This window comes from Scytonema sp. NUACC21 (assembly GCF_054684315.1).
On record NZ_BAAFZH010000098.1, the window covers coordinates 124,135 to 136,392 of the forward strand.

Genomic DNA, 12,258 nt, shown 5'->3' on the forward strand with positions numbered 1-12,258 from the left:
TTATTATAGGACTGTTCATACTATGAAATGGAAACAGTATTTTCTCTTGGCGCTAATTACTCTATTACTAACCATTTCTGGGTCTTTTGGACAACATTTTTTACGAAATACCTTGCAATCAGCTGCAATAGCTCAAGCTATAGAGGATGCTTGTTCCCCAAAGCAGGGAATTAATTTCTATAGTTTAGGACAGTATCGCCAAGCCGTTAATTGCTACCAGCAAATTTTAGATTTTTATAAGAAAAGCAACAATCGTAAGGGTGAGGCTGATACGCTAACGCATTTGGGAGATTCTTACCGTAACTTAGGGGAGTATAGCCAAGCGATCGATTGTTTCCAACAATCTTTAGCTATTAATAGAGAAATAAAAAACCCTGAGATTGAGGCTAATGCTTTAATGGGTCTGGGAGCCGTTTATCATCGGCAGGAGAAGTACCGGGAAGCTATTGATTCTTATCAGCAAGCTTTAGTCATTTACAGAAAAATAGAATATCTTTCTGAAGAAGCTGAGTGTTTGATGCGTCTTGGAGATGCTTCCCAGCGTTTGCAGCAGTACGAACAAGCTCGCGATTACCAGCAGCAGTCTTTGGCTATCTCCGAAAAACTAGGAACAAGCGATGGTCAGGCTTATGCTCTAACAGGTTTGGGAAACGCTTTTTGGGGACTTCGCAAGTACAACGAAGCAGAAACAGCGTTACGTAAGGCAATGGAAATTCGCGAGAATATAAGGCGAGATGTCAAGCAAGATGACGGAAAAGTATCTATTTTTGAACGACCAGCTCTAACGTATCACCTACTGCAACTAGTCCTTGTGGAGCAAAATAAACCCCAACAAGCTTTGGAAATTTCCGAAAGGGGACGAAACCGTGCCCTGGTGGAAATACTATTTCAGCGAATTAACAACAAATCACAGGAGGAACTGACTCCACCATTGCAAACTGTAGTGGAAATTCAACAAATTGCTAAACAGCAAAATGCTATCTTAGTTGAATATTCAATTCTTTTTGATAATTACCTCCATATCTGGGTTATCCCACCACAAGGTGAAATTCAATTTCGCTCTGTGAATCTTCCCAAAAATATTTCTCTCAAAGAATTAGTCAAAATCAGTCGTGATTCTATTGGTGCTAGGGGACGTGGTAGTAATGATTCCACTACCAAAAAAGATTATCCTACAACCCGTTTACAACAACTCCATCAACTCCTCATCAAACCTATTGCTGAATTTTTACCTAAAAATCAACAACAGAGGGTTATCTTTATTCCCCATCAAGAGTTATTTTTGGTTCCCTTCGCTGCACTTCAAGATGATAAAGGTAAATACCTAATTGAGAAACATACTATCCTCACTGCTCCTTCGATTCAAGCTCTAAGTTTGACTCAACAAAGTAAACAAGTTCAGAAAAACCCGAACCTATCTGTTCTTCCTCGTGGAGAGGAAGCTTTGATTGTCGGGAATCCTACTATGCCCAAACAAGGAGTAGGAAAAGAAGCAAAACCTTTAGAGCCTTTAAAAGGTGCAGAAAAGGAAGCGAAAGATATTGCTCAAATGCTTGGCACTACTGCCATTATTGGCGATCGAGCTACTGAGTCAGCCATTGTGCGAAAAATGGCATCTGCCAAACTGATTCATCTTGCGACCCACGGTTTACTTGATGGTATCAATGCTATCGGTTCTCCTGGTGCTATTGCTCTAGCTCCTTCTGGTAAAGATGATGGATTTCTCACTACTGGTGAAATTATGGAGCGTTTTGGGTTACCTGGGAAATCTTCTTTACAAGCTGAGTTAGTCGTATTAAGTGCTTGTGATACAGGCAGAGGTGATATCAAAGGGGAAGGTGTCGTTGGTTTGTCCCGTGCTTTTATGGCTTCCGGTGTCCCCACTTTAGTGGTGTCTCTATGGAAAGTGCCGGATGACGATACAGTGAAGTTGATGACGGAGTTTTACACCAATCTTGAGCGTAAATTCGATAAAGCTACAGCGATGCGTAAAGCAATGTTGACTATGCTTGAGGATAGAGATAAAGATCCTGACCCTAAGGCGTGGGCGGCTTTTACCGTAATTGGCAGGGCTGAATAATACAACCGGAATGTGGGACGGGTGAGGATACCCATCCCTGGTTAATAGCAGGCTTTTCAGCGCGTTACACAAAAAATTTTGGAAGATTTTCTTATCTCAAAATCCACACGGCGTGGAATTAATATATCGGTGCTAAAGTATCTACTCTACCAAGTACTGACATATCTTCCTCATCCAATTCCACTGGTGTACCACTGCGAATCAGTTCGGCAAAATCCTCATTGGGAACCATAATAGTCAAGGTATACAAGCGAGTGGAACCTGTATTTTTAATTAAATGGGTACCTGTAGGCGGAACCAATAAACTATCTCCTGCTTTAATTGGGACAGTTTTGCCATCACACATAGCTACCCCTTCCCCTTTCAGGATAAAAAACATTTCTACTGCCATTTGATGGCGGTTGGGAGGTGTTTTGCCACCAACATCAAAAATTTCCACACAACAAGTCAGGGAAGTATTAGCGCTGGCTGGATCGAATACAATAGCCAATCGGTTTGTATCTTGGGGACTAATGCGGTATGCCTGATAATCTTTGGGAGACTTAACGACAGGAATGACACAACGAGTAGCACGCATTTATTTATCCTCCGTGGTTATTGAGGGTATTCAGTGCTGTTAAAATTGCTTGCGAGTCAGTGACAAAGCCAAAGCACTGTTTGACGTTGTAAAGTGTCGCCAGCCAACAGTAATCAGGAGAAGTTGTAGCAGTGCAGTCTTTGACTAACAGGCAGTCATAACCTAGGAAATTAGCATCACACAAGGTAGTCATGACACACTGATCGGCATTAACACCTGCAAATAATAGAGTATTTTTACCTAAGTTTTTTAAGATACTGTCTAAGGGTGTATCCCAAAAACCACTCATGCGGAATTTATCAACACGAATGTCTTGAGGTAGTTGTTCTAATTCGTCCACTACCGCCGCCGCCCAACTACCTGCCATAAGAACTTTAGCACCATTGCTGGGTAAAGGATCGCCCAATCCCACTCCTTCCCCTGTGGGGTTATAGACGTGAAGTGAATTGGCACTAATATTAGCTAAGTCGGGACGATTCCCCCAATTCACCCAGACGACTGGAACACCTTTAGACCGAAGTGCAGGCAATAAAGCTTGCAACGGTTCAATAGGTTTACGTGCTGGGGTGACATCTACACCGATATGGGCTAACCAACCATCAGGGTGACAAAAGTCGTTTTGCATATCAACCACGAGAATGGCGGTTTTTGCCAAGTCAAGGCGCAGAGTTTTCGTTTCTGTTGATAAGATAACGGGTTGTGGGGGCTGGGGAGGACGAGTAATGTCTGCAAACGTATGATTGACTGACCATGCGTTTGGTGCAATTCCTAAATTCCGAAGAGGTAAATTCATAACACTGCAATACCCGAATCCATTGCTTATTTTTTAACGTGAAAATCCTCTGAACGTTCTATTACTTAATTAAGGTTAAAATGGCGAACTTCACTATCCAGAATGTTTTGATTGCCACTGGCGATGATTGCGCCACTGTAGATGTGCAAGTCATAGAGGGAACTATCGCTCAGGTAGGACCTCATTTAGAAGTTGTTGGTACCGCAATTAACGGTGAGAACAAATTACTACTACCAGGATTTTTCAATGCTCACACCCACTCCTCAGAAATGTGGCAACGGGGAGCCATTCCACCTTTACCTTTAGAATTATGGCTGGCAGAGCTTTATGATTTTGTTCCTCTTGATACAGAAAAAGTTTACTTAAGTGCTTTGGGTACGGCAGTGGAAACTCTGCTTTCCGGCGGTACTACTGTAGTGGATCATCTGGTACTCATTCCGGGACAAGAGTTAGAAACAATTGCTACCGTTGTTCGTGCTTACAGAGAAGTAGGTATTCGTGCCTTTGTTGCTCCCCTCATTCAAGATGAATCCTTGAGTGCTGGCATACCATCCGGGGAAACTCAACAAACTCACGAGCCCTATTTTCGCTTAACTGCAGCAACATTAGAACTGATAGAAGAAGCAGTTAAGCAGTTTCATCGTCCGGATGAGGGTGTTAATATTTCCGTTGCTCCAACAGGAATACAGTTGTGTTCTGATGCTTTGTTTGAGGGGTGTAGCGAATTAAGCACGCGCTACAATCTTTGCCGTCACTCCCACCTACTAGAAACCAAAGCACAAGAAAAACTAGCCCAGGAAAAATATGGTTGTACAGCCGTTGAACATTTGAAGCGTATTGGTTACTTAGATTATCGTACAACACTAGCTCATTGCGTTCACCTAAGCGATCGCGATATCGATCTCCTAGCCGAAACTCAATCCACAGTTGTACACAACCCTTTGAGTAACCTGCGTTTGGGTAGCGGTATTGCCCCCATCTTAAAATACCGCCAAGCTGGGGTCAACGTAACCTTTGGCTGCGATGGTGCGTCTAGCAATGATTCCCAAGACTTACTGGAAGCCATCAAAATTGGTTCCATACTACATAATGTCACCGATATGGATTATCAGCACTGGATTACACCCCGTCAGGCCACAATTAGAACAATTTTGGCTGGTGTTGTGGGGAGGTACGGCAATTGTGACCGAACCATATTTATGACCAAAATATTCTAACCATGACCGGAAAGTTGACCAGCCAGCGTCTGATATTGATTTAGCTAAATGTCGATTGCGTACCATGCCCTTAACATTTAAGTCTTCATAAGCGACCAAATCGTTAGATTGGATGACGGAGTATGCCAGTCTCTTGCAGTACTCTTTTCGCTGCCTACTTACTCTTAGATGTTTGCGGGCATATCGATTTTTAGCTTTGTGGTAGTTGTTAGATTGCCGAAGTTTAGCTTTTTTGCGTTCTGCACTGAACTTCTTGGATTTTTTGCGATTGGCTCTGTTCAATTGCTTTTCAGATTTGCGGTAGAACTTGGGTGACTCTTCAACATTGCCTTTGTTATCGGCGATGAAATATTTCAACCCTAAGTCTAAGCCTACTACTTGAAGAGTGGGTTTGGTTTCAATCCGCAAGTCAACATCAATAGCAAATTGAGCATAGTAACCATCGGCACGACGTACCAATCTAACACGCTTAATCTGTTTGAGGTTGTAGTAATTTAGGTTATAGGTTCCCTTCAACTTAAGAGTTCCAATACCTTTTTTATCTGAAAAAGTAATGGCTTTACGAGTCTCAGAAAGCTGCCATCCTGATGTTTTGTATTCAACAGAACGGCAATTTTTCTTGAACTTCGGAAATCCCTTTTTCCCCTTAACCTTCTTTTTGCAATTATCGTAAAATCGAGCTATCGCACTCCAAGCGCGTTCGGCAGCAGATTGCCTTGCCATTGAATTGAGTTCCGATGCGAAAGGAAATTCAAGAGCCAGTACTGCACAGTATTTATTTAAGTCATACCTGCCGATACCCTTGTTATCCATCCAATAGCGCAAGCACTTATTTTGAATGAATTGGTTCGTGCGGATAGCGTCATCTATTGCGCGATACTGCTTATCTTTTCCTTTAACTTTGAACTCGTAAATTATCATCGGCTCGACCTACCAACTACAATCTTATGTTATTGCATTTTACATAAGATTGCCAGAAAAAAAGAGAATGTTACTGTGGCGTAAACACCACAATTGGCTTTCATCCTTGGGCTAAAGCCACAAGGTTTTCAGCTTGTTTTCTTATAAAGGAAGCGGCTTAGGGCTTAGCAAATTTTGGAATCTTTCAAGGATAGGAAAGAGCTTATAGAGTTTCTGAAGGACTACGATTTACTAAATTTTAATTACAAAGAATACGTACACTCTTCCACACTCAACCAAATTTTAAGTTTAACTGGCTGTCCAGGAAAGGTTAGCGTATAAGCAAGCCAAAAAGTAAGCGGAAGCTTTGTAAAGTTTTTGGACAACGTGATTGCCTAAAATTATCCTTGGATATAATCTATCAAAACGATAGCAAAATCGGGCAATCCCGGTTTGGAGAAATACCTGTATGTTAACATGAACACTAAATTGGTTGAGTCACTAGTGCAAGTTATCTTATCTCTTTCTCAGGAAGAGCGGAGCTTATTAGAAGAAAAACTGTTTTTAAATAGCTCTTATCCATCTACTCAAGAAATGATGCAACTTGCACAATACAGCGGAATCTTCGACTTTCTTCACCAAGAACCAGATTTATATACTCTTGAAGATGGAGAGCTAATCAAATTCAGCAATTGAACACAATATTGCTTCAAGCATTCCAACTAATATAAGTAAATCAGTGTAAATAAACCAAAATAAGTATTACAGCGTATTGCAAGTTCATGAGGTACACCGTCTAGTCATGATTGTAAGGACTAATATGGTTATTAGCCTCGTTAAGGGTGTACCTCACTTACCTGAAAAGTGCTGTAAATCAAGACCTTGCTTGCGATTTACCTTAGAAACTTGTACAGCCTGATTGCTTAATTCAGCAGCAAGGTGGCTGAATTCTTTGATTTTGGCTTTCAGTTCTTCATGGTCTACGCTTGAGGCTGACATCTTGCACCTTCTTTGTAGGAGTGGGTGGTGGGCAGTGCCCACCCTACGATCGGGATAAGCTTTTTGGGCTTTTATTTTTACAATAAGGAGTATACTTTTTCCGTAAGCACTTCACCAAAGGAGTTCTTAGGTGTCGATTCCCGAAATTACAGAAAAATTGTTGGCAGCCAAAACAGAGAAGGGACTGACCTTTGCTGATTTAGAAAAGGTTCTCGGACGTGACGAAGTCTGGATTGCTGCTGTTATCTACCGTCAAGCTAGTGCTTCAGAGGAAGAGGCGAAATTATTGGTTGAGGCATTAGGTCTTGATGGAAGTTACGTGAAAGAATTAACTGAATTCCCGGTGAAAGGATTGGGTCCAGTGGTTCCAACCGACCCACTGATTTATCGCTTCTACGAGATAATGCAAGTTTACGGAATGCCGATGAAAGCCGTCATTCACGAGAAGTTCGGTGATGGTATCATGAGTGCTATCGATTTTACCTTGGATATTGAAAAAGAAGAAGACCCGAAAGGCGATCGCGTGAAAGTCATCATGTCGGGTAAATTTTTACCCTACAAAAAGTGGTAGTATCTCAATCTTGATAGCCCGCCTGTGCGGGCTTTGTGCGTTCACCCCCACTTCTGAACTCATGACATTTCCCATCGATTCCAAAAGGATTATAAAATTACTACTCCACCTAACTTGTTTTCAATTGCCAATACTGAATCAAGCAGTGCTACTTGCGTCATTGTAAAAGTTTTTGTATTTAACCACATTCTGCGCGTTTTCCGCAAGGGCTTCGTTGAATTCTTCATCAAATTTTTAACAGATGAGTGCTCGGATCCATTTGTCGGCTCTAATACAAGAGATTTTGTAGCAGAAATTTGACAGCAGCAATGGATTTCTTTTGAAATTGATGAAGATTATGCGATCGCTTTATGTTACAGGTTTGTTGATTTATAGAATAAAAATTATCATTAAGCGTGACTTCCCTAGAAATGACCGTGTAGACATCCTTCAGTATCTGGTATATTATTTAACTATTTTGTAACGGAACACGGGATTGTTTTACATTTCCTTGCTGAGTTCGGAGAGTTAGTTTATGACTGTCGTGAAGTAATAATTATTACAAATATGTCTGGGATACCCTTAAGAAAAACCTCTGAAGAGATGATAAATCAAATTCAAACTAGCTTTACAAAGCTAAATTCTATCAATAAAAATAATAAGTGAAAGTACTAAGAATTGTCCTGAGATCGGTTAGTTCATGCTGTCAATAAGAAGAAGCAGCGAGTGGAGGAGAAATTGTAAACAATGAAGGACGTTTATCTGTTGGCAGCAGGCTTGTTAACAGGAGTGGTAATACCAGCATCAACTGTTCCACAGCTGTCAGTTATTCAAGCAGAAAATAGTGGGGTTCTATGGAATTTAAGGGACAAGACACAAACTGATGCAGCTGAAAAAGTAGTACCTAGCATTGATGTTGGGATACCTTCTATACCGGAATTTAGCAATCGGGGATTGTTGAAGCCAGCCTCATCATCCTTTAACCTCAATCCCCAACTCACCCCCAGCCGACGACCTACTTCTGGACGCCAACTTTACCAGCAAAGATTGATCGAACTGCAAACAGGTCAAACTAATACTAGCTTTCCTGAGGAACAATTGAAGTCACTGTTGATTGCAGCGAATAAGACCCAACTTACATATGAGGATTGGAAACGCTTATTGTCTTTGGAAGCCAAAGCAGTCGCACAAGGACAAGGTGCCAACAGCTTAGGTATTTTACTTGGTGATTCTTTAAGTTTATGGTTTCCTAAAGAAAACCTACCTGGTGGTAGATTGTGGTTGAACCAGGGAATATCTGGAGATACTTCTGGTGGTGTTTTAAAGAGATTGTCTGCTTTTTCTACCACGAAACCAGATGTGATTTACATTATGGCAGGAATCAACGATTTACGCAGGGGTCTGACAGATGAAATTATTTTACGCAATTACCGCAAAATGATCCATACCTTGCGACAAACTCACCCACAAGCTAAGATATTTGTCCAATCAATTCTACCAACTCGTTTAGAAAATATCCCCAATCATCGTATTCGTCATATCAATTATCAACTAGCTCTTATTGCTAAAAAAGAAGGATCTGAATATTTAAATTTATATCAATGGTTTTCAGATTTCCAAGGAAATTTGCGTGAAGAATTGACTACAGATGGTTTACATCTCAGTAGGGAAGGATACGATGTTTGGCAATCAGCACTACGGCAGGTGGAATTTAAGTTAAGTGCTGGAAATAAAACTCACAACGAACAGTAGTCGTCAATCCTAGAATTAAAATATTTATTTGACTATGTCATTCTCTACTGATTTTCATCAGCAATGCCCTGGTAATTTTATATGTAGTGGTGGGCAATGCCCACCCTACAATTGAAAGAATTTAGGAAATTGGCAACAGCATCAGAGATGTAACTAGTACAGGTTTTAAAGCATAAATCGGACAAGAAAGCTAATTCACGATGATTGGTGATGACATGAGATTGAACCATAATCTAATTATTAGCCGATGAATTTGGCTGTACTTGCTCTTGAGTAGGTACGACCACTGATGATGAATCTGGCTGCTTGGATTCCACATTAGAAGGTTGTGCGGGAATAACCACAGGATTATTTGAAGAATTATTTGACTGGTTGGCAGGTGGCGACGTTTCAGAGGTGCCACTAGAAGGCGGTGATTGATTTTCTGAAGATGATGGAGAACTATTGCGATCGCGATACTGCCTGAGTTTCTCCACAAGGGTAGGTGAGCCACCAGTACTTGGTGAAGACGCACCCTGTCTTTGTTCTGCAGATTCCCGCGTTTGTTCTGGAATTTCGGGTTGGCGATTGCGGGATTCCCCTGAGTTAGTAGTAGTTAATTCTTGTGTTGTACCTTGGCTGGGATATTGTTCAGTGGAAGTACGGCGGTTCCGCCTGCGCCGTTTGTAAGTGCTTGTAGAAGTTGGTGTTGATTCAACTGTCGATGTATTGGTGTTATTGCCTCTTGGGGTGTTAGTCTCTTGATTGGCAAATGGTGTAGGGTTTGTTGTGGGTATATTCTCAACAACCTCTTTATTGTCCCGCTTTTCCACCGTTTGTTGTGGGCGTGGCGACTGATTTTTTGCAATCATGCTAGTGACTGCAAAACTTGTTGTAGCCGCTACAAAAGCGACACCTGTAGCAATCAAAACTTTGGGCGAGCGCAGTTTGTTTAGCTTGGGAAATTTCCTTGCAGGTGGTGATGTGTCAGCTTCTTTAGGAGTGACCTTCTCAGCCAAGTTGACCTGATGCTGCTGTGCCGATAAATCGATAGTTGGTACTGTTTGGGTTGGAACTGATTGAGGTGCCGTACTCACTCCAGTGTTAGGTAGCAACTGCAACCAATCTGCCACTGTTTGGGGCCGAAAACGAGATTCTACTGCCATACCGCGCATGACCGCTTGATTGATAGCAGCACTCAAGTAGGGTTGTATCTCGCGAGGGGCGGGCATGGGTTCGCGATCGCGCAGCAATGCTGGCATGGGAACTTGTGCTGTCAGGAGTGCATACAATGTTGCTGCTAAACCATAAACATCCGTTGCAGGGGTGCGTGGTGCTTGCGACAGGTACTGTTCAATTGGCGAATAACCTTCTGAAACAATTCCCGTATGAGTTTGCCTAACTCCATGATTAAATTCCCGTGCAATGCCAAAGTCAATCAGCACTACCTCCTGAGTTCCTTGGCGGAGGATAATATTGTCCGGTTTTACATCCCGATGTAGCAAGCCGTTGTGATGTACTACCTGCAAGGCTGCTCCTATCTGGCGGATATAATGAGTTGCAATTCCTTCTTGCAATGGTATTCCTGGAATGACAAATGCTTGTGCCAGAGTTTCACCAGGAATATATTCCATGACCATGTACGGCAGCCCATCTTCAACAAAAAAGTCGCTGACCCGGACAATATTTGGATGAATACAAGTCGCCAATCGTCTTGCTTCATCTTGGAATTGACGCTCAAACTTGGCAAAATCAGGGTGCTGTCGCAACTTTTCATTAAGAGTTTTAATGACTACGACCTGATGTAAGTAGTGATGGGTTGCTTTGAAAGTAATCCCAAAGCCACCCCGACCAATTTCTTGGTCTAGAGTATATTTGCCACCCTGCAAGGTTGTACCTGCTAGCATATAGAGTCCTGAGTGCTGAGTCAATCAAGTAGAATATATTAGTACTGCATTTTAGTAGACGTAACCGGAAACTCTAAAAGCTCCGGTTTCGAGTCCTGAGTCTAACCTGAATTTTCAGCGATCGCAAATCCGGCTCCATTATTAAATTCCCGAATCGCTTTACCTCGTAGATGCTCCATTTTGTTTTTTAACTCTTATCATATCCTGATTAGACAAAAACCAACGTAGGTTGGGTTGTTGCCCGAAACCCAACATATCTCAATCGCGGAACAAAAACCAACGTAGGTTGGGTTGTTGCCCGAAACCCAACATATCTCTAACAAATGTCAGTAAATCGCACAGTTTTTTACAAGTCCAGCTACATGGACATTTCCGCAAAACACCCAGGTAACTAAACGTTAAGGTACAATGAAACGAAACGCCACATTGTACTAGGAAGAACGTGAACAGCTCTAAAATGGACATTCAATCACGTTTACGTGACCGACAAATTATTCACTGCGATCCTGAAATTATGAGTGGAGATCCAGTCTTTGTTGGAACGCGAGTTCCATTGCAAACCTTTTTTGATTACCTTGAAGGTGAAGCAGGCTTAGCCGAATTCTTGGAAGATTTCCCACATTTGCAGGCTCAGATATTGGAAGTTATCAATACGTTGGCATAAAAGTTGGAGTTATTGCCATGAATGGGCGATCGCGTTTTAACAACTCCAAAATAGCTCTTCCTCAAGTTTGTATTTTGTGTTAACAATTGTAATTACCAAATCACATTAACAGGATACTGAGCGATCTGGCTATCTGCAGTTATAATTGGCGCTTTCTCAACTTGGCTTTGAGCAATCAATATCCGATCGAAGGGGTCTCGATGTAAATCCGGCAGATTTGTCACTTGCAAAGCATGAACCATTTGAATTGCTAGGCTCTCGAATCGATTGATTTCCAAACGACTCGGAATATAACGTTCTGGGACATCAGGTAAAGTCAATTTTCCCAAGCGTACCTTAATGACGATTTCCCATGCACTAGCTGCACTCAAGAACAAAACGTTACCTGGGTCAATAATTATGCTCCTGGCAGTCGATGAAAGTCGAGTATCATCTGTAACCCACCAAATAAAGGCATGAGTATCGAGTAATGCTCTCATTCTAATTTGTCCACCGAACCAAGAAAATCATTCAGAATATCCTCTGGTAGGGGAGCATCGAAGTCAGGAGCAATCTGTACCTTACCACGATCCAACCCTGGGATACGGGGTAATGACTGCTCGGTAATAGGCACTATACGGGCAATGGGAGTGCCTGCTTGAGAAATAATCACCTCTTCCCCGGATAACACTCGACGGAGCAATTCCGCAAGCTCAGCCTGTACTTTCGGAAGTTCTACATTATACATTTATAGTCACTCTATGTTGTATGACTATTGATGGTCATACTTCATATCTTGGCACAAAGGTTAGAGTTTTTGCTTTCGCTGAATGCCAGGATTGTGTTGGGTTTTGCTGTCGC

12 protein-coding genes and 2 pseudogenes are annotated in these 12,258 nt (G+C 41.9%); 7 read left to right on the forward strand and 7 right to left on the reverse strand.

All coding sequences use genetic code 11. The features are described 5' to 3' along the window. Positions 1-22: 22 nt before the first annotated feature. Complete coding sequence (locus ACYRY3_RS30285; protein ID WP_460205380.1) at positions 23-2,080, forward strand: CHAT domain-containing protein; 2,058 nt, start codon at positions 23-25, stop codon at positions 2,078-2,080. A 118-nt stretch (positions 2,081-2,198) separates the two neighbouring features. Here the strand turns inward: ACYRY3_RS30285 and ACYRY3_RS30290 are convergent, their stop codons facing one another. Continuing rightward, positions 2,199-2,657 carry a cupin domain-containing protein gene (locus tag ACYRY3_RS30290; protein ID WP_460205381.1) on the reverse strand — a complete coding sequence of 153 codons (459 nt, stop codon included), beginning with the start codon at positions 2,655-2,657 and terminating at the stop codon, positions 2,199-2,201. Between the two features lie 4 nt (positions 2,658-2,661). Continuing rightward, positions 2,662-3,450 carry a cysteine hydrolase family protein gene (locus ACYRY3_RS30295; protein WP_460205382.1) on the reverse strand — a complete coding sequence of 263 codons (789 nt, stop codon included), beginning with the start codon at positions 3,448-3,450 and terminating at the stop codon, positions 2,662-2,664. A gap of 80 nt (positions 3,451-3,530) precedes the next feature. On the opposite strand from ACYRY3_RS30295, the pseudogene ACYRY3_RS30300 reads away from it, so the two are divergent. After that, positions 3,531-4,619, forward strand: a pseudogene (locus tag ACYRY3_RS30300) (amidohydrolase family protein); the annotation flags it as partial. On the opposite strand, the gene ACYRY3_RS30305 reads toward ACYRY3_RS30300, so the two are convergent. Then, positions 4,533-5,588 carry an RNA-guided endonuclease InsQ/TnpB family protein gene (locus ACYRY3_RS30305; RefSeq protein WP_460205383.1) on the reverse strand — a complete coding sequence of 352 codons (1,056 nt, stop codon included), beginning with the start codon at positions 5,586-5,588 and terminating at the stop codon, positions 4,533-4,535. The pseudogene ACYRY3_RS30300 and the gene ACYRY3_RS30305 sit on opposite strands and share 87 nt — an antisense overlap. A gap of 456 nt (positions 5,589-6,044) precedes the next feature. Between ACYRY3_RS30305 and ACYRY3_RS30310 the strand changes: the two genes are divergently transcribed. Further along, positions 6,045-6,263, forward strand: a complete 219-nt coding sequence (locus ACYRY3_RS30310) for a hypothetical protein (protein WP_460205384.1) — start codon at positions 6,045-6,047, stop codon at positions 6,261-6,263. Positions 6,264-6,416: 153 nt separating this feature from the next. Here the strand turns inward: ACYRY3_RS30310 and ACYRY3_RS30315 are convergent, their stop codons facing one another. Then, positions 6,417-6,566: a hypothetical protein gene (locus tag ACYRY3_RS30315; protein ID WP_460205385.1), complete on the reverse strand. Its 150-nt coding sequence runs from the start codon at positions 6,564-6,566 to the stop codon at positions 6,417-6,419. A 130-nt stretch (positions 6,567-6,696) separates the two neighbouring features. On the opposite strand from ACYRY3_RS30315, the gene cynS reads away from it, so the two are divergent. From cynS to ACYRY3_RS30330, 3 genes and pseudogenes are all read left to right on the forward strand, one after another. Continuing rightward, positions 6,697-7,137 (forward strand): cyanase, encoded by a 441-nt coding sequence (gene cynS / locus ACYRY3_RS30320; RefSeq protein WP_460205386.1) that lies wholly within the window; start codon positions 6,697-6,699, stop codon positions 7,135-7,137. 60 nt (positions 7,138-7,197) lie between these two features. Next, positions 7,198-7,512, forward strand: a pseudogene (locus ACYRY3_RS30325) (site-specific DNA-methyltransferase); the annotation flags it as partial. A gap of 351 nt (positions 7,513-7,863) precedes the next feature. After that, entirely contained in the window at positions 7,864-8,868 is a 1,005-nt protein-coding gene (locus ACYRY3_RS30330) for an SGNH/GDSL hydrolase family protein (RefSeq protein ID WP_460205387.1), read from the forward strand. 233 nt (positions 8,869-9,101) lie between these two features. Here the strand turns inward: ACYRY3_RS30330 and ACYRY3_RS30335 are convergent, their stop codons facing one another. After that, positions 9,102-10,754 carry a protein kinase domain-containing protein gene (locus ACYRY3_RS30335; protein ID WP_460205388.1) on the reverse strand — a complete coding sequence of 551 codons (1,653 nt, stop codon included), beginning with the start codon at positions 10,752-10,754 and terminating at the stop codon, positions 9,102-9,104. A gap of 457 nt (positions 10,755-11,211) precedes the next feature. Between ACYRY3_RS30335 and ACYRY3_RS30340 the strand changes: the two genes are divergently transcribed. Further along, positions 11,212-11,418, forward strand: coding sequence for a DUF433 domain-containing protein (locus tag ACYRY3_RS30340; RefSeq protein WP_460205389.1), 207 nt, complete (start codon positions 11,212-11,214; stop codon positions 11,416-11,418). A 92-nt stretch (positions 11,419-11,510) separates the two neighbouring features. Here ACYRY3_RS30340 and ACYRY3_RS30345 read toward each other — a convergent pair whose 3' ends face one another. Both ACYRY3_RS30345 and ACYRY3_RS30350 read right to left on the reverse strand, forming a co-directional pair. Next, a complete protein-coding gene (locus ACYRY3_RS30345; protein WP_460205390.1) occupies positions 11,511-11,897 on the reverse strand; it encodes a type II toxin-antitoxin system VapC family toxin in 387 nt (128 codons plus the stop codon). Further along, entirely contained in the window at positions 11,894-12,145 is a 252-nt protein-coding gene (locus tag ACYRY3_RS30350; RefSeq protein ID WP_460205391.1) for a type II toxin-antitoxin system Phd/YefM family antitoxin, read from the reverse strand. The genes ACYRY3_RS30345 and ACYRY3_RS30350 overlap by 4 nt, the downstream gene beginning before the upstream one ends. Positions 12,146-12,258 lie beyond the last annotated feature (113 nt).